This is a genomic window from Massilia sp. YIM B02763 (assembly GCF_030412015.1).
In the GTDB taxonomy this organism is placed as follows: Bacteria; Pseudomonadota; Gammaproteobacteria; order Burkholderiales; family Burkholderiaceae_D; genus Telluria.
Genome location: NZ_JASNRD010000005.1, coordinates 12,843 through 30,609 on the forward strand (window position 1 = coordinate 12,843; position 17,767 = coordinate 30,609).

The following is a 17,767-nucleotide window of genomic DNA, read 5'->3' on the forward strand; positions in this document are numbered from 1 at the left end:
AGGCCGTTGCCGTGCTTTTCCCCTCTTCGATTCTGCGATAATGGCGCACCATATTTGCACCCACGGCGTGCACCCACGGCGTGCCGTTTTCCGCCACGGTGGTGGTGGCGCTCCAACCAACAACAAGTTTCCTCCATGGACAATACCCTGCTTCTCGTCGACGGTTCCAGCTATCTCTATCGCGCCTTCCATGCGCTGCCCGACCTGCGCAGCCCGGACGGCTATCCGACCGGCGCGATGCACGGCATGGTCAACATGCTGCGCCGCCTGCGCAACGACTTCCCGGCCGCCTACATCGCCTGCGTGTTCGATGCCAAGGGCAAGACCTTCCGCGACCACATGTACCCGGACTACAAGGCCACGCGCGCCTCGATGCCGGAAGACCTGGCCAAGCAGATCGAGCCGATCCACGAGGTGGTGCGCCACCTGGGCTGGCCGATCCTGATGGTCGAGGGCGTCGAGGCCGACGACGTGATCGGCACGCTGGCCGTGCAGGCCACCGCGCGCGGCATGAACACGGTCGTCTCGACCGGCGACAAGGACCTGGCCCAGCTCGTGAACGACAAGGTCATGCTGATCAATACGATGAGCAACGAAAAGCTCGACGAGGCGGGCGTGCTGGCCAAGTTCGGCGTGCCGCCGAACCGCATCATCGACTACCTGACCCTGATCGGCGATACCGTCGACAACATCCCGGGCGTGTCCAAGTGCGGCCCGAAGACCGCGGTCAAGTGGCTGACGCTGCACGGTTCGCTGGACGGCGTCATCGAGAACGCCGCGTCGATCGGCGGCGCCGTCGGCGCCAACCTGCAGGCCGCCCTCGAGTGGCTGCCGAAGGGCCGCGAACTGATCACGGTGAAGACCGACTGCGACCTGGCCGCCCACGTGGTGTCGTTCGAGGAAACGCTGATCGGCCGTCCGGAAGACCGGGACGCGCTGCGCGACTTCTTCCAGCGCTACGGGTTCAAGACCATGCTCAAGGACCTGGGCCCGGGCAATGCCGCCAAGTACGGCATGCCGGGCGCACCGGCTGCCGCGCCGGTCGCGCTGAATTCGCCGGAAGGCGCGGGCGACACGCAGGAAGGCATGCCGATCATCAAGGGCGAGTACGAGACCGTCACCACGATGGAAGGGCTGGAAAAATGGCTGGCGCTGATCGACGCGGCGGCGCTGACCTCGGTCGACACCGAGACCACCTCGCTCGATCCGATGACGGCGGAAATGGTCGGCATCTCGCTGTCCGTGGAAGCGGGCAAGGGCGCCTACATCCCGCTGGCGCACCGCTATGCCGGCGTGCCCGAGCAGCTCGACCGCGAGATGGTCCTCGAGCGCATGAAGCCGTGGCTGGAAAACCCGGACAAGCCCAAGCTGGGCCAGAACCTGAAGTACGACAGCCACATCTTCGAGAACCACGGCGTCAAACTGCGCGGCATCGTCCACGACACGCTGCTGCAATCCTATGTGTTCGAGTCGCACAAGCCGCACGACATGGACACGATGGCGCTGCGCCACCTGGGCTACACGACCATCCCGTTCGTCGACGTGTGCGGCAAGGGCGTCAACCAGATCTGCTTCGACCAGGTGGAGCTGGGGCGTGCGACCGAGTACGCGGCCGAGGATTCGGACATCACGCTGCGCCTGCACCAGAAGATGATCGGCTACGTCGAAGGCGACAAGGGCCTGGACTACATCTACCGCAATATCGAGCTGCCGACCTCCGTCGTGCTGCAGAAGATCGAGCGCAACGGCGTGCTGATCGACGCCGACCTGCTGGCCGTGCAATCGAACGAGCTGGCCGAGCGCATCATGGCGCTGGAGCAGCAGGCCTATGAAATCGCCGGCGGTCCGTTCAACCTCGGTTCGCCGAAACAGATCGGCGAGATCTTCTTCGGCAAGCTGCAGCTGCCCGTCATCAAGAAGACGGCGACCGGCGCCCCGTCCACGGACGAAGAGGTGCTGCAGAAGCTGGCGGAAGACTATCCGCTGCCGAAGGTGCTGCTGGAGCACCGCGGCCTGTCCAAGCTGAAGTCGACCTACACGGACAAGCTGCCGAAGATGGTCAACCCGAAGACGGGCCGCGTGCACACCAACTATGCGCAGGCCGTGGCCATCACGGGCCGCCTGGCGTCGAGCGATCCGAACCTGCAGAACATCCCCGTGCGCAATGCCGAAGGACGCCGCATCCGCGAAGCCTTCGTCGCCGCGCCGGGCAACGTGATCGTGTCGGCCGACTACTCCCAGATCGAGCTGCGCATCATGGCCCACATCTCGGGCGACGAGGCGATGCTGCGCGCCTTCGCGGCTGGCGAGGACATCCACCGCGCCACCGCCGCCGAGATCTTCAACGTGGCACCCGACGAGGTGCAGAGCGAGCAGCGCCGCTACGCCAAGGTGATCAACTTCGGCCTGATCTACGGCATGTCCGCCTTCGGCCTGGCCCAGAACCTGGGCATCGAGCGCGGCGCGGCCGGCAACTACATCGAGCGCTACTTCCAGCGCTTCGCCGGCGTGAAGCGCTACATGGACGAGACCCGTCTCGCGGCCAAGGAGCGCGGCTTCGTCGAGACGGTGTTCGGCCGCCGCCTGTGGCTACCGGAGATCAACTCGCCGAACGGCCCGCGCCGCGCCGGCGCCGAACGCGCCGCGATCAACGCGCCGATGCAGGGCACGGCCGCCGACCTGATCAAGCTGGCGATGATCGCCGTGCAGGGTTGGATCGAGCAGGAAAACCTGGGCACGCGCATGGTGATGCAGGTGCACGACGAACTGGTGCTCGAAGTGCCGGAGGCGGAACTCGATCTGGTGAAGGCGAAGCTGCCGGAGCTGATGGCGGGCGTGGCGACGCTGAAGGTGCCGCTGGTCGCGGAGACGGGCGTGGGTCGCAACTGGGAAGAGGCGCACTGATGGTTGGCGCCCGTTGAACGCGTGGACAGCGAGCTGTCCACCCTACCGTGAGGCTTGCACCAGGGTAGGGTGGACGGCTGCGCCGTCCACGCGTCCAACGAACTGTCGACTCAACCGATCCGGCGCCGCCGTCCCACCAGCGCCAGCAGGCCGAGACCACCGAGCAGCATGCCGTAGGTCGCCGGCTCCGGCACCGGCGCCGCATGCGATTCGGCCACCGCATAGGCATCCAGCGCGAGATAGCCGTTCACCCATTCTCCTTGCGACGACGCCGATACGGTCAGCGTGTCGTGCAGCGTGCCGTCCGTCAGCCTGAGGCTTTGCATGAAGCGTTCGCCGTCGTTGTAGCCGGGCAGCGAGCCGTACAGCTCGGCCAGCGCGTTCGGCCAGGAGACGCCCGGCGCCTCCGGCGTCGCCCACATGTCGGCGTCGGCATAAAAATGCACCTGGGTGTTCGGCGACAGGATGAAGCGGAAGCTGCGGTTGGCGCTCACGTAGCCGTAGCCGCTATGGACCGTCAGCAGCACGTTGGCCGCATCCGGCTGCGCGTTCGCCTGCATGCTGGCGTAGCCGTTGTCGAAGCCGGTCGTGCCGTAGCGGTCGATGCGCACACCGTCGATCTCGTTGCCTTCCTGGTCGTAGACGCTGGCATACGACTGGGTCGCATAGCTGTTCATGCCGATCCAGGGGGTGATGCCGTCGTCCGGCGTCAGGTCGACCAATTCCCAGCGCAACTGGCCGACGGCCACGCCGGCCAGTTGCTGCGCACCGGCCGTGCCGGCGATGCCGATGCCGCCGGCGAGGAGGGCTGCCGCCAGGATGTGCTTCATGTTCATGTCGATGCTCATGTTCTCTCCAGGTTGTGGGTGAGACACGCACTCTAGGAGATGGAGCGGACCCGGCCTTATGTGGCATCAATACGCGCCGGGCATGGACGCGGCGCCCACGCCGGCGTCAAGCGAGCGCTGCTAAAATAGCAAGCCTTCGTCGATTCCCGCAGGCCGGAAACGCCGCGGCGCCCTGCCTGGGGCGGCACGACCTTGCACGATTGCACGAGCTCACGCCGGGGAAGGTACAATGCCCGGTTTGCGCCGCTATCCCGGCGTGCCTGCATCACGCATAAGAAGAGGCTTCACATCGACCCGATTCTCATTTCCATCCTGCTGGCCACCGGCCTGGCCGGCGTCGTCAGCATCACGGCCGCCGCGGTGTTCTCGTTTACCCTGCTGTCGAAGGTCGTCGAGCGCATGGTCAGCCTGTCGGTGGGCATCATGCTCTCGACGTCGCTGCTGCATGCGCTGCCGGAAGCGTTCGAGTCGAAGGCCGACCCGCACAAGCTGTTCGCCACGCTGCTGGGCGGCCTGCTGGCCTTCTTCCTGCTGGAGAAGGTGGCGCTGCTGCGCCATTCGCACTGCCACGAGGGCGACGGCCACCGCCACGCCCATGGCCACGACGCGCTGCAGGCGGGCAAGGCAGGCTGGATGATCCTGATCGGCGACGGCATGCACAACTTCACGGACGGCATCCTGATCGCCGCGGCGTTTCTCGCCAATCCGGAACTGGGCATCGTCACGGGCGTGGCCATCATCGCCCACGAGATTCCGCAGGAGATCGGCGACTTCATCGTGCTGCTCAACGCCGGCTTCTCGCGCGTGCGCGCCTATGTGTTCAACCTGCTGTGCAGCATGCTGGCCGTGGCCGGCGGCCTGCTCGGCTACTACACGCTGGACAAGGCCAGCGACCTGATTCCGTACGTGCTGGTGTTCGCGTCCTCGGGCTTCATCTACATCGCCGTGAGCGACCTGATGCCGCAGATGCAGCGCCGTGCCACCGTGCGCGAATCGATCCCGCAGGTACTCCTGATCGCCGTCGGCGTGGGCGTCGTGCTGTTCCTGACGCACGGACACTGAGGCTCGGCGCCTGTCGGGCCGGCGTTGCGTGGCTGTTGTGCCACAGGATTGACAAGTTTATTGGTTGCAACCTATGCTGGGGCCGTTACCTAGACGGAGGCAAGCATGGACGGGCTGGTCGATCGAGTGGTTGGGGCGTTGCGGCAGAAACCGATGCGTTTCGGTTACGTATTGGCGTTCCTGCTGGTGTCCGTGGTGCTGTTCTCGCTGGCGGACTTCCTGCCGGCGCCGTATGCGATCAGTCGCTGACTGAATAAACGCACGTCGTCCCTGCGAAGGCAGGGACCCAAGTTTGTTCGCATACCGGAAATTAGGCCCCTGCCTCCGCAGGGGCGACGGTTACTCCGCGCCGGTCTTCACCGCGCGCGCCGGGTCGGCGCTCCACTCGCTCCACGAACCCGGATACAGGCTGGCGCCCCGCATGCCGGCCACTTCCAGCGCCAGCAGGTTGTGGCAGGCCGTCACGCCCGAGCCGCACTGCATGATGGCATCCTTCGGATCGCCGACCACTGCACGCAATTCCGTCCTCAGCTGCTCCGGCGTCTTGAAGCGGCCGTCCGCCTGCAGGTTGTCCTTGAAGAAGCGGTTCTTCGCGCCCGGGATGTGGCCGCCGACCGGGTCGATGGTCTCGTTCTCGCCGCGGAAACGGTCCGGGGCGCGCGCATCGACGATCGTCCGGCCGCCGCGGTCGACATTGTGCAGGATGTCGTTCACGTCCACGGTCGTCACCAATGGATCGCGCAGCGCAATCCGGCCGCGCGGGCGCGGCGGCGAGGCTTCCATCACCAGCGGCTGTCCCGCCGCCTGCCAGGCCGGCAGGCCGCCGTCCAGCACGGTCACGGCTTCGTGGCCGACCCAGCGCAGCATCCACCACAGGCGCGCGGCGAACATGCCGCCGTGGGCATCGTAGGCCACGACCTGGCTGTCGTCGTCCACGCCCAGGCCGCGCAGCAGGTCGATGAAGGCTTCTTTTTCCGGCAGCGGGTGGCGGCCGCGGAAGGCGCCGTCGGCGCCGCGCTTGGCGCCCGAGAGCTGGGTCTCGATGTCGACGAAGGCGGCGTGCGGGATGTGGCCGGCGTCGTAGGCGGCGCGGCCGGCGGCGAGGTTGACGAGGTCGTGGCGGCAGTCGACGATCACCCACTTCGGATCGTCGATGTGGGCGGCCAGGGCCGCGGCTTCGATCAGGGTCGTATACATGCTGGGGGGCTCCTCAGGCTTCGCTGGCGATGGGATCGGTATCCTTGACGACGGCGCCGCGCGCCGTGCGCCTCGTATTGTAGAACGTCGCCGCCATCCCCGAGCACAGGATCACGGCCATGCCCGTCCACACGTGCCAGTCGAAGCGGTCGTCCCACAGGAACATGCTCCACAGGCTGGAGAAGACGATGCCCGTGTACTGCAGGTTGGCGACGACGAGGACCTTGCCGACGCGGTAGGCGCGCGTCATCGCGATCTGCGCCAGCAGGGCGGGAATGCCGATCGCCAGCAGCAGGGCGGCGCCCTTCGGGGTCACGGCGTGGAACGGCGTCGCGACGCCGTTCTCGAACGGCGCGCCGATCAGGCCGGCCACCGCCATCGTCGCGGAAAAATAGAACACCACGCGGTATTCCGGCTCGCCCATCTGGCCGAGCCGGCGCACCTGCATATAGGCCATCGCGGCGACCACCGACGAGGCGATGGCGACGACGCCGCCCAGCCACTGGTTGGTCGCCACGGCCGGCTGCAGCACCAGCGTGACCCCGACGAAGCTCATCGCCACCGCCAGCACGAGCGGCCATTCGGGAATGTCCTTGCCCTTCCACCAGCCGGACACCAGCATCCAGGCGGACAGCCAGATCGGCGCCATGTAGTTGAGGGTGACGGCGGTCGCCAGCGGCAGGGCGGAGATGGCGTAGAACCACAGCCACAGCGAGACGACGCCGACGATGCTGCGCCACAGGTGTTCCTTGGGGAAGGGAGTGCGGAGGGTGCCGCCCTGCAGGCGGATGGCGGGCAACAGCAGCAGCGTGCCGATGATCCCCCGGTACATCACGATCTCGGAGGTCGAGAAGAGGGAGGATGCCAGCTTCACGCCCGCGCCCATGGCGGCGAACATGAAGCTGGCGAACAGCATCCAGAGCGCGGGCATCAGGCTCCCGGCGGAATGTCGCCGAACTTGCCGCGGTACCACTCGTGGAAGTGCTGCATGCCGTCTTCCATCGGCGACTGGTAGGGGCCCGCCTCGGTCACGCCGCGCTCCATCAGGATCTTGCGGCCGGCATCCATGCGCAGGCCGATCTCGTCGTCCTCGACGCAGGTCTCCATATAGGCCGCGCGCTCGGCTTCGACGAATTCGCGTTCGAATAGCACGATCTCTTCCGGATAGTAGAACTCGACCACGTTGCGGGTCTTCTGCGGACCCAGGGGCCACAGCGTCGACACCACCAGCACGTTCGGATACCACTCGACCATGATGTTCGGATACAGCGTCAGCCAGATGGCGCCGTACTTCGGCGCCTGGCCGTTGTTGAACTTCAGGACCGCTTCCTGCCACTTCTTGTACGCCGGCGAGCCGGACTTCTGCAGGCCGCGGTGCACGCCCACGGTCTGGACGCTGTAGTCCGGACCGAACTCCCAGCGCAGGTCGTCGCAGCTGACGAAGTTGCCCAGGCCCGGGTGGAAGGGCTCGACGTGGTAGTCCTCCAGGTAGACCTCGATGAAGGTCTTCCAGTTGTAGTCGCAGTCGTGCACCTCGACGTGGTCGAACATATAGCCCGAGAAGTCCAGGTCCTTCGTCACCGACAAGGTGCGCAGCTTGTCCATCACGTTGTAGCCGTTCTGTTCGAACAGCAGGCCGTTCCAGCTTTGCAGCGGGGTCTTGGACAGGTTCAGGCAGGGCGTGTCCGCGAAGTGCGGCGCGCCGATCAGTTGGCCCTTCAGGTCGTAGGTCCAGCGGTGCAGCGGGCACACGATGTTGTTGCTGTTGCCGCGGCCATTGAACATCAGGGCCTGGCGGTGGCGGCAGACGTTGGACAGCAGTTCGATGCCTTGCGCGTTGCGCACCAGCATGCGACCTTCGTTCTCCGATTTCAAGGTGGCGAAATCGCCCTTTTCGGGCACCATCAGCTCATGGCCGACGTAGCGGGGCCCCTTGAGAAACAGTTGCTGCATTTCGCGCTGCAGCAGCGCTTCGTCGAAGTAGACATTTACCGGAAGCTGCGCGTGCGAACGCGCCAGCTTGGCGTGGGTAGCCAGATCGGACATCCCAACCCCCCTTTAATCACATTCACCAAAAGAAGAGAAAGAATCCGAGAACCAATATTTAGGGCATCGATCAACCTACTGCGCGTTGCATTATCACCCTGCGATGCTCGTCGTACTCAGGTACGACTGCGCTTCTCGGATGATACTGCGGCCGCTCGCTACGGTTGCTCGACGCCCTTCGTGAGATAAGAATACGGTCTTTCGGAGACAGAACCGGAGATTATAGCCCGTAAAGGGTACGCTAGTCTCGGGCCCGCTCGAGATTGTGGTGCCGGCGCGCGCAAAAATTGTTCGAATGGCATGGTTTGAGGAGGGCGCTCGGCGCTTTGCGATAAAATGTGTCCTTGCTTGCAAGTTGATGGCGTGACGTGCGCCGTCATGCGGGGGTGGGTTGTTTTACAATAAGCGGTTAGACTGGCATGTGGCGCACCGGTTGCAAGCGCACTGCCATGCCCCCGAATCAATCAAAAACATTATGCCAAAGAAAACAAACGCGGAGAGCACCGACGCGGCTGCGAATCCGCCGGAAAACTTCGAGCAGGCGATGGCCGAACTGGCCCAACTCGTCACCCAGATGGAAGGTGGGCAATTGCCATTGGAAGCTTCCGTCGCCGCGTATGCGCGCGGTTCCGAACTGGTGCGCTACTGCGCGGCCCAGCTCGAGAAAGTCGAGGCGCAAGTGAAGGTGCTGGAAGGCGAGATGCTCAAGCCCTTCAGCACGGAAGGGGGCGAGGAATGAACGCCTCCCTGCCTTTCGCGGACTGGATGAAGGCCGTGCAGGCCGATACCGAGGCGGCGCTGGACCGTTTCCTGCCGGCCGCCACGCAGGAACCGGCCAAGCTGCACGACGCCATGCGCTACACGACGCTGGGCGGCGGCAAGCGCGTGCGCCCGCTGCTGGCGCATGCGAGCGGCGAATTGTTCGGCGCCCCGGCGGATGCGGTCGCGCGCGCCGCCTGCGCCGTCGAGATGATCCACGTGTATTCGCTCGTGCACGACGACATGCCGTGCATGGACGACGACGCACTGCGCCGCGGCAAGCCCACGGTGCACGTCGCCTACGACGAAGCGACCGCGCTGCTGGTCGGCGACGCGCTGCAGGCGCGCGCCTTCGACGTGCTGGCCGGCGCCACGGACGTGCCGCCGGCGCGCCTGGTGACGATGCTGCGCCTGCTGGCCGAAGCGGCCGGTTCGGCCGGCATGTGCGGCGGCCAGGCGATCGACCTGGACAGCGTGGGCGTCGCGCTGACGCTGGACCAGCTCGAGCGCATGCACCAGCTCAAGACGGGCGCCATGCTGCGCGTGTCGGTGCTGCTGGGCGCCCTGGCGGGCAGCGACCTGGGTCCGGCCCAGCTGGAAGCCCTGGGCGCCTACGCGAAAGCCATCGGCCTCGCGTTCCAGGTCGTCGACGACGTGCTCGACGCGACCGCGGACTCGGCCACGCTGGGCAAGACGGCGGGCAAGGACGCGGCGGCGAACAAGCCGACCTATGTGTCGATCCTGGGCCTGGAGCCCTCGAAGGCACTGGCGGAACAACTGCGGCGGCAGGCGCACGAAGCGCTGGCCCCGTTCGGAGAACAAGCACTGCGGCTGCGCGAACTGGCCGACCTGATCGTGCAGCGGAAGGCATAAATGAACCTGCTAGAGACCATCAACGACCCGGCCGACTTGCGCAAGCTGCCGCGTACCCAGCTCACCCCGCTGGCCCACGAACTGCGCAGCTACCTGCTCGACTCGGTATCCAAGACCGGCGGCCACCTGTCGTCCAACCTCGGCACCGTCGAGCTGACGATCGCGCTGCACTACGTGTTCGACACCCCGTACGACCGCATCGTCTGGGACGTCGGCCACCAGACCTACTCGCACAAGATCCTCACGGGCCGGCGCGAGCGCATGCCCACGCTGCGCCAGCACAGCGGCCTGTCCGGCTTCCCCAAGCGCGACGAGAGCGAGTACGACACCTTCGGCACCGCCCATTCGTCGACCTCGATCTCGGCGGCGCTGGGCATGGCGCAGGCGGCCCGGATCAAGGGCGAGAAGCGCAAGGCGATCGCCGTCATCGGCGACGGCTCCATGACGGCCGGCATGGCCTTCGAGGCGCTGAACAATGCGGGCGTCGAGGACGATTGCGACCTGCTCGTGGTCCTGAACGACAACGACATGTCCATTTCGCCGCCGGTGGGCGCGTTGAACCGCTACCTCGCGCGCCTGATGTCGGGCCAGTTCTACGCGGCCGCCAAGAACGTCGGCAAGTCCGTGCTGCCGGCCCCCATGCTGGAACTGGCGAAGAAGCTGGAAGAACACGCGAAGGGCATGGTGGTCCCGGCCACGATGTTCGAGGAATTCGGCTTCAACTACATCGGCCCGATCGACGGCCACGACCTCGATTCGCTGATCCCGACGCTGGAAAACATCAAGAAGCTCAAGGGTCCGCAATTCCTGCACGTGGTCACCAAGAAGGGCCAGGGCTACAAGCTGGCCGAGGCCGAGCCGATCCTGTACCACGGCACCGGCAAGTTCAACCCGAGCGAAGGCATCAAGCCGGCCAAGGCGTCCAAGATCACCTACACCGAGGTGTTCGGCAACTGGCTGTGCGACATGGCGGCCGCCGACAAGCGCCTGGTCGGCATCACGCCGGCGATGCGCGAGGGTTCCGGCATGGTGCGCTTCCACCAGGAGTACCCGGAGCGCTACTTCGACGTCGGCATCGCCGAGCAGCATTCGGTGACCTTCGGCGCCGGCCTCGCCACCGAGGGCATGAAGCCCGTCGTGGCCATTTATTCGACCTTCCTGCAGCGCGGCTACGACCAGCTGATCCACGACGTGGCGCTGCAGAACCTGGACGTGACCTTCGCGCTGGACCGCGCCGGCATCGTCGGCGCCGACGGCGCCACCCACGCCGGCAACTACGACCTGGCCTACCTGCGCTGCATCCCGAACATGGTCGTGATGGCGCCGTCGGACGAGAACGAGTGCCGCACCATGCTGACCACGGCCTACCACTACCCGGGCCCGGCCGCCGTGCGCTACCCGCGCGGCGCCGGCGTCGGCGCGGCCATGGAGACGGCGCTGAACACCGTGGAGATCGGCAAGGGCGTCGTCAAGCGCGAAGGCAAGGGCGTCGCGATCCTGGCCTTCGGCTCGATGGTGGCGCCGAGCCTGGCCGCCGCCGGCGAGCTGGATGCCAGCGTGGCCGACATGCGCTTCGTGAAGCCGCTTGACGTGGAACTGGTCAAGCGCCTGGCGCAGGAGCACGACTACCTGGTGACGGTGGAAGAGGGCTGCACGATGGGCGGTGCCGGTTCGGCCGTGGCCGAGGCGCTGGCCGCCGAAGGCATCGTCAAGCCGCTCTTGATCCTGGGCCTGCCGGACCGCTTCATCGACCATGGCGATCCGGCGCTGCTGCTGGCCTCCGTGGGCCTGGATGCGCCAGGGATCGCCAAGTCCATCCGCGAACGCTTCGGCATCAAGGGCGCGCGGCTGGTGGTGAACAACACCTGACGGGAACCCGATCGCTCACTTCCGGACGTCGACGCCAACGATGCTTTCGCCAGCCCTGTTCGAGTCGGTCTTCAACAGCTCTCCGAACGGCAACTACCTGTTGTCGCCGACGCCGGAAGCGATCATCCTCGCGGTCAACGACACCTTCCTGAAGGCGTCGGCGCGCACCCGCGAGGAACTGGTGGGCACCAGCCTGTTCGTGGCCTTCCCGGGCAATCCCGAGGACACGGGGGACACCGGCGAAGCCAAGCTGCGCCGCTCCCTGGCCCGCGTCGTGCAGACGGGGCGGCCGGATACGCTGCCGGCCCAGCGCTATCCGATCCCGGTGACGCTGCCGAGCGGCGAGGTCGTCTTCGAGGAGCGTTTCTGGGATGCGACCAGCACGCCGGTATTCGGTGCCGACGGCCGAATAGCCTGCATCCTGCACACCAACGAGGACGTCACGGAGCGGGTGCGCTCGACCACCGCGCTGCGCGAAAGCGAAGCCCGCCTGCGCGCGTTGACGGAAGCCACCGCCGACGTCATCTACCGCATGAGTCCCGACTGGAGCCAACTGCGCACGCTCGAAGGGCGCGGCTTCCTGCGCGACACCCTCGACCCGAACCACTTCTGGCTGGACGACTACATCCCCGCCGAAGACCAGGGCGTCCTGCATGCCGCCATCGCCAAGGCGATTCGCGAGAAATCGATGTTCGAGCTCGAGCACCGCGTGCGCCGCATCGACGGCGGCCATGGCTGGACGCTGTCGCGCGCCGTGCCCATGCTGGACAAGGACGGCGAGATCGCGGAATGGATCGGTACCGCCAGCGACATCACCGAACGCAAGCTGGCCGAGGAAAAGCTGAAGGAGTCGGACCGCCGCAAGGACGAGTTCCTGGCGATGCTCGCGCACGAGCTGCGCAACCCGCTGGCGCCGATCGGCGCGGCGGCGCAGCTGCTGCAGCGCGGCCAGCTCGACGAAGCGATGGTGCGCAAGACCAGCCGCATCGTTGGCCGCCAGGTGGCGCACATGACGGGCCTGATCGACGACCTGCTGGACGTGTCGCGCGTCACGCGCGGCCTGGTGGAGCTGGAGTGCGACACGCTCGACGTGCGCGACATCGTGGCCGACGCGGTCGAGCAGGTGACGCCGCTGGTGCAGGCGCGGCACCAGCACCTGTCGCTACAGGTGCCGCAGCAGGCCGTCTTCCTGCAGGGCGACGGCAAGCGCCTGGTGCAGGTCGTCGCGAACATCCTCAACAACGCCGCCAAGTACACGCAGGAGCGGGGCGACATCGCCCTGTACGCCTCTGCGTGCGACGGCGAGGTGACGATCGAGGTACGCGACAACGGCATCGGCATGGCGCCGGAGCTGGTGGCGCGCGCCTTCGACCTGTTCGCGCAGGCCGAGCGCACGTCGGACCGCGCCTCGGGCGGCCTGGGCCTGGGCCTGGCGCTCGTCCGGAGCCTGGTCGAGCTGCATGGCGGCCGGGTGGCCTGCGACAGCGCGGGCCTCGGCAAGGGCAGCCGCTTCACGGTGGCCCTGCCGTGCCTGCCGGCGGCGCCGCACGGCACCGGCGCGCCTGGTGCGGAAGGCGCCGCGGCGCACGGCGGCGGCACGCGCATCCTGGTCGTCGACGACAACGTCGACGCGGCCGCCACACTGGCCATGCTGCTGGAGGCGTCCGGCCACGAGGTCGGCATCGAGCACGACCCGTACCGTGCGCTCGAGCACGCGCGCGCCGACCGCCCGGCGGTATGCCTGCTCGACATCGGCCTGCCCGGCATGGACGGCATCGAGCTGGCGCGGCGCCTGCGCGCCCAGCCGGCAACCCGCGACGCCCTGCTGGTGGCCATCACCGGGTATGGCCAGGACAGCGACCGCCGGCGCGCCCTGGACGCCGGCTTCGACCATTACCTCGTCAAGCCGGTCGACCTGGACGTCCTGCGCGGCCTGCTGGCCCGAGCCTCGACGTAACGCGAACATGTCGTGCGCACGTGGTCTACGTGCGCGTTTGCCCCGGCACGTGCAGCGAGCGTGCCAGCAGGTGCCCCGCCAGCCAGCCGCCGGCCAGGCCGCCCAGGTGGGCGGCGTTGTCCGTGTGCGGATACAGGAAGCCCGCCGTCAGGTTGAACAGCAGGAAGGGCAGGATCGAGCCGCGCAGGTCGGCCACGACGGTGGGCGGCACGCCGCTGTTCTCGCGCCGGATGAAGGCCAGCAGGCCGCCGATGATGCCGAAGATGGCGCCCGACGCGCCCACGCTGTTGGCGTGCGGGTTCCACAGCACGCTGGCCATGCTGCCCGCCAGGCCCGCCAGCAGGTAGAGGCAGGCGAAGCGCAGGCTGCCGAAGATCCGCTCGACCAGGCGGCCGACCTGCCACAGCGCGAACATATTGAAGGCCAGGTGCAGCAGGCCGCCGTGCAGGAACATCGACGTGAACAGGCGCCAGGGCTGGCCGTGCAGCGTCAGGCGGCCCACGTTCGACCCCCACTCGACCAGCTGGAACGAACGCAGCATCGCATCGACCTGCGAGCCCCAGCCCAGCACCGTGCGCATGCTGAACGCGCCGGGGCCGTGGCGCTGCAGCCACATCAGGAAGAAGATGCCGATGTTCGCCGCCAGCAGCCCCCAGATCACGGGCGTCGACGGGCTCCAGTAATCGATGCGGTCGTGGAAGACGGCGCGCTCCTGGTAGGCGACCTCGAATTCCGGCGTCCAGCGCGCCGGCAGGCGCTTGGCGATGGCCCGGGCCGCGTCGGCGTCGGCCGCACTGAATCCCACTTCCTGCATGCCTTCCACGCCAACCACGTCGAACAGCACGTCCGGTCCTTCGGTGCGCACGTTGACGATGTCGACCTTGCGCACGCGCTCCTCGGCGCGCGCCGGGAAACGGAACGAGCGGTGGCTGCTGCCGCGCAGGACGAGGAAGTCGGGTTCGACGACGAGCTGGCCCGGCCCCTGGAACAGGAAGGGGTTCGAGGGCCAGTTCTGGCTGCCGCGGTGGAAACGGACGTCGAAGACGTCGCTGCCGTCTTCCGCCATCAGCCGCGCTTGCGCTCGTGCTGCCACAGCACGTCGCTGCCGCCGGCGAAGCGGTTCAGCACGCGCGCCAGCACGAACATCAGGTCGGACAGGCGGTTCACGTACTGGCGCGGCTGCGGGTTGATCGTCTCGCCCGCCGACAGCGCCACGATGCTGCGCTCGGCGCGCCGGCACACGGTGCGGCAGACGTGGGCGAGCGAGGCCGCGCGCGAGCCGGCCGGCAGGATGAATTCCTTCAGCATCGGCAGGTCGGCGTTGTATTGCTCGACGAGGCCGTCCAGGCGCGCCACGTGGTCGTCCTTGATCATCTGGTAGCCGGGAATGCAGAGCTCGCCACCCAGGTCGAACAGGTCGTGCTGGATCGAGACGAGCTGTTCGCGCATGGCCGGCGGCATGTCCTCGCACAGCAGCAGGCCGACGAAGGAATTGAGCTCGTCGACGTCGCCGAGGGCGTGGATGCGCAGGCTGTCCTTGCCGGTGCGGCTGCCGTCGCCCAGGCCGGTGGTGCCGTCGTCGCCCGTGCGGGTCGAGATCTTCGAGAGTCGATTACCCATGGTTGTACCTGCCTTACGAAAAAAGATAGGCGGAGGATACGCCAAATCGATGCAATTGTGCTTACAATCGGTTCATGGTTCCCTCGATTTCAGTCGACCCGACACGCCGGCGCCAGGTCGCCCAGGCCCTGCTTGCCGTGCTGCCCGAGCGCTGCGTGCTGCTCGATCCGGAAGATACGCGCCCCTACGAGTGCGACGGGCTCGCCGCCTACCGCCAGCTGCCGATGATCGTCACGCTGCCGGACAGCGAGGCGCAGGTGCTGGCCATTTTGCGCGTGTGCCGCGAGCTGCAGGTGCCGATCGTGCCGCGCGGCGCGGGCACGGGCCTGTCCGGCGGCGCCCAGCCGATGGCCGACGGCGTCGTGATTTCCACTGCGCGCCTGAACCGCATCCTGCGCGTGGAGCCGTATGCGCGCACGGCCACCGTACAGCCGGGCGTGCGCAACCTCGCGATTTCCGAGGCGGCGGCGCCGTTCGACCTGTACTACGCCCCCGATCCTTCGTCCCAGATCGCCTGCACGATCGGCGGCAACGTCGCCGAGAACTCGGGCGGCGTGCACTGCCTGAAATACGGCCTCACCGTGCACAACGTGCTGCGCGTGCGCGTGTGCACGATCGACGGCGAGGTCGTGGAGCTGGGCGGCGAAGCGCTCGACGCGCCGGGCCTGGACCTGCTGGCCGTGTTCATCGGCTCCGAGGGCATGCTGGGCATCGTCACCGAAGTCACCGTCAAACTGGTGCCCAAGCCGGCGCTGGCCCAGGTCATCATGGCCTCGTTCGACGACGTCGCGGCCGGCGGCGACGCCGTGGCCAGCGTGATCGCGGCGGGCATCATCCCGGCCGGCCTGGAGATGATGGACCGGACGTCCTCGCGCATGGTCGAACCGTTCGTGAAGGCCGGCTACGACCTCGAGGCGGCGGCGATCCTGCTGTGCGAGGCCGACGGCACGGCGCTCGAAGTGGCCGAGGAAATCGAGCGCATGGCGGCCGTGCTGCGCGCGGCCGGCGCCAGCGCCATCACCGTGTCCCAGGACGAGGGCGAGCGCCAGCGTTTCTGGTCCGGCCGCAAGAACGCCTTTCCGGCCGCCGGCCGCATCTCTCCCGACTACTACTGCATGGACGGCACCATCCCGCGCAAGCACCTGGCCCACGTGCTGGAACGCATCGCGCAGATGGAGACGACCTACGGGCTGCGCTGCGCCAACGTGTTCCACGCGGGCGACGGCAATATGCATCCCCTGATCCTGTTCGACGCCAACCAGCCGGGCGAATTCGAACGGGCGGAAGCCTTCGGCGCCGCCATCCTGGCGCTGTGCGTGGAAGTGGGCGGCACCATCACCGGAGAGCACGGGGTGGGCGTGGAAAAGATCGATTCGATGTGCGTGCAGTTCGCGGCCAAGGAGCTGGAGGCCTTCTTCGCCGTCAAGCGCGCCTTCGACCCGGCCATGCTGCTGAACCCGAACAAGGCGATTCCGACGCCGCACCGCTGCGCGGAACTGGGGCGCATGCACGTCCATGGCGGGGCGCTGCCGTTCGCGCACCTGCCGCGCTTCTGAATCGATAAAAAAATGATGGAGACACCATGGTTGAACACTTCCGGGAGCAGGTGCTCGCGGCGGTACACGAGCGCCGCCTGCTGCGCATCCGCGGCGGCGGCAGCAAGGACTGGTATGGCGGCCCGCTCGAGGGCGACGTCCTCGACACGCGCGCGCATGCCGGCATCGTCGACTACGAACCCACCGAACTGGTGATCACGGCGCGCTGCGGCACGCCCCTGGCCGAGGTCGAGGCGGCGCTGGCCGAGCGCGGCCAGATGCTCGCCTTCGAACCGCCGCACTTCGGCGCGCACGCGACCATCGGCGGCGTGGTGGCGAGTGGCCTGTCCGGCCCGCGCCGCGCCAATGCGGGCGCCGTGCGCGACTTCGTGCTGGGCGCGCAGCTCCTCGACGGCAAGGGCGACATATTGAACTTCGGCGGCCGCGTGATGAAGAACGTGGCCGGCTACGACATCCCGCGCCTACTGGCCGGCTCGCTCGGCACGCTTGGCGTGCTGCTGGAGGTGTCGGTGAAGGTATTGCCGCGCACCGTCAGCGAAACCACGCTGCGCTTTGCCATGGACGAGGCGCAAGCCATCCGCAAGCTGAACGAATGGGGAGGCCGGCCCTTGCCGATTTCCGCCAGCTGCTGGCACGACGGCATGCTGTCGCTGCGCCTGTCCGGCGCGCGCGCCGCCGTCGAGGATGCGCGCCGTACGCTGGGGGGCGCGGTTGTGCCGGATTGCGCGCCGTTCTGGGCGGGCCTGCGCGAGCAGCGCCACGCATTCTTCGACGGCGACATGCCCGTGTGGCGCTTGTCGCTGCCGACCACCGCCGCGGCGCTCGACCTGGGCGCAGGACAGCTGATCGAGTGGGGCGGGGCGCAGCGCTGGCTGCGGGCGCCGGGCGATGCCGGCACGGCGCAGCGCATCCGCAGCGCCGCGGTGACCGCGGGCGGCCATGCCACGCTGTTCCGCGGCGGCGACAAGGCCGTGGGCGTGTTCCAGCCGCTGGCGCCCGCCGTCGCCCGCATCCACGAACGCCTGAAGGCGGGGTTCGACCCGGCCGGTATCTTCAACCGGGGGAGGATGGCCTGA

The 17,767-nt window shown here is 67.5% G+C and carries 15 protein-coding genes; 9 read left to right on the forward strand and 6 right to left on the reverse strand.

Features of this window, described 5'->3' with window-relative positions; genetic code table 11:
• The first annotated feature begins 135 nt into the window (after positions 1-135).
• Positions 136-2,904, forward strand: a complete 2,769-nt coding sequence (gene polA / locus QPK32_RS09070) for a DNA polymerase I (RefSeq protein ID WP_290412480.1) — start codon at positions 136-138, stop codon at positions 2,902-2,904.
• 110 nt (positions 2,905-3,014) lie between these two features.
• On the opposite strand, the gene QPK32_RS09075 is transcribed toward polA, so the two are convergent.
• Entirely contained in the window at positions 3,015-3,752 is a 738-nt protein-coding gene (locus QPK32_RS09075; protein WP_290412481.1) for a PEP-CTERM sorting domain-containing protein, read from the reverse strand.
• Positions 3,753-4,112: 360 nt separating this feature from the next.
• On the opposite strand from QPK32_RS09075, the gene QPK32_RS09080 reads away from it, so the two are divergent.
• Both QPK32_RS09080 and QPK32_RS09085 read left to right on the forward strand, forming a co-directional pair.
• A complete protein-coding gene (locus tag QPK32_RS09080) occupies positions 4,113-4,814 on the forward strand; it encodes a ZIP family metal transporter (RefSeq protein ID WP_290412482.1) in 702 nt (233 codons plus the stop codon).
• A 105-nt stretch (positions 4,815-4,919) separates the two neighbouring features.
• A complete protein-coding gene (locus tag QPK32_RS09085; RefSeq protein WP_290412483.1) occupies positions 4,920-5,063 on the forward strand; it encodes a hypothetical protein in 144 nt (47 codons plus the stop codon).
• Positions 5,064-5,153: 90 nt separating this feature from the next.
• Here QPK32_RS09085 and QPK32_RS09090 read toward each other — a convergent pair whose 3' ends face one another.
• From QPK32_RS09090 to QPK32_RS09100, 3 genes are read right to left on the reverse strand one after another with little or no spacing between them, the layout of a single operon-like run.
• Positions 5,154-6,011 carry a sulfurtransferase gene (locus QPK32_RS09090; protein ID WP_290412484.1) on the reverse strand — a complete coding sequence of 286 codons (858 nt, stop codon included), beginning with the start codon at positions 6,009-6,011 and terminating at the stop codon, positions 5,154-5,156.
• A gap of 13 nt (positions 6,012-6,024) precedes the next feature.
• Positions 6,025-6,942, reverse strand: coding sequence for a DMT family transporter (locus tag QPK32_RS09095; protein WP_290412485.1), 918 nt, complete (start codon positions 6,940-6,942; stop codon positions 6,025-6,027).
• A complete protein-coding gene (locus tag QPK32_RS09100) occupies positions 6,942-8,057 on the reverse strand; it encodes an aromatic ring-hydroxylating dioxygenase subunit alpha (protein WP_290412486.1) in 1,116 nt (371 codons plus the stop codon). Before QPK32_RS09100 ends, QPK32_RS09095 begins: the two co-directional genes overlap by 1 nt.
• Positions 8,058-8,532: 475 nt before the next feature.
• On the opposite strand from QPK32_RS09100, the gene QPK32_RS09105 reads away from it, so the two are divergent.
• Genes QPK32_RS09105 through QPK32_RS09120 form a run of 4 tightly spaced genes read left to right on the forward strand, consistent with a single transcriptional unit; the run spans position 8,533 to position 13,515 of the window.
• Positions 8,533-8,796, forward strand: coding sequence for an exodeoxyribonuclease VII small subunit (locus QPK32_RS09105; protein WP_290412487.1), 264 nt, complete (start codon positions 8,533-8,535; stop codon positions 8,794-8,796).
• Positions 8,793-9,689 (forward strand): polyprenyl synthetase family protein, encoded by an 897-nt coding sequence (locus QPK32_RS09110; RefSeq protein ID WP_290412488.1) that lies wholly within the window; start codon positions 8,793-8,795, stop codon positions 9,687-9,689. Before QPK32_RS09105 ends, QPK32_RS09110 begins: the two co-directional genes overlap by 4 nt.
• A complete protein-coding gene (dxs, locus tag QPK32_RS09115) occupies positions 9,690-11,558 on the forward strand; it encodes a 1-deoxy-D-xylulose-5-phosphate synthase (protein WP_290412489.1) in 1,869 nt (622 codons plus the stop codon).
• Positions 11,559-11,598: 40 nt separating this feature from the next.
• The gene (locus tag QPK32_RS09120) at positions 11,599-13,515 is read left to right on the forward strand and encodes an ATP-binding protein (protein WP_290412490.1); all 1,917 of its coding nucleotides are present in this window, start codon (positions 11,599-11,601) and stop codon (positions 13,513-13,515) included.
• 25 nt (positions 13,516-13,540) lie between these two features.
• Here the strand turns inward: QPK32_RS09120 and QPK32_RS09125 are convergent, their stop codons facing one another.
• Together QPK32_RS09125 and QPK32_RS09130 are read right to left on the reverse strand one after the other, a co-directional pair.
• Positions 13,541-14,581 carry a rhomboid family intramembrane serine protease gene (locus tag QPK32_RS09125; RefSeq protein ID WP_290412491.1) on the reverse strand — a complete coding sequence of 347 codons (1,041 nt, stop codon included), beginning with the start codon at positions 14,579-14,581 and terminating at the stop codon, positions 13,541-13,543.
• A complete protein-coding gene (locus QPK32_RS09130) occupies positions 14,581-15,135 on the reverse strand; it encodes a cob(I)yrinic acid a,c-diamide adenosyltransferase (RefSeq protein ID WP_290412492.1) in 555 nt (184 codons plus the stop codon). Before QPK32_RS09130 ends, QPK32_RS09125 begins: the two co-directional genes overlap by 1 nt.
• 74 nt (positions 15,136-15,209) lie before the next feature.
• Here QPK32_RS09130 and QPK32_RS09135 point away from each other — a divergent pair, with 74 nt between their 5' ends.
• Complete coding sequence (locus QPK32_RS09135) at positions 15,210-16,691, forward strand: FAD-linked oxidase C-terminal domain-containing protein (protein ID WP_290412493.1); 1,482 nt, start codon at positions 15,210-15,212, stop codon at positions 16,689-16,691.
• Positions 16,692-16,717: 26 nt separating this feature from the next.
• Positions 16,718-17,767, forward strand: coding sequence for a glycolate oxidase subunit GlcE (gene glcE, locus QPK32_RS09140; RefSeq protein WP_290412494.1), 1,050 nt, complete (start codon positions 16,718-16,720; stop codon positions 17,765-17,767).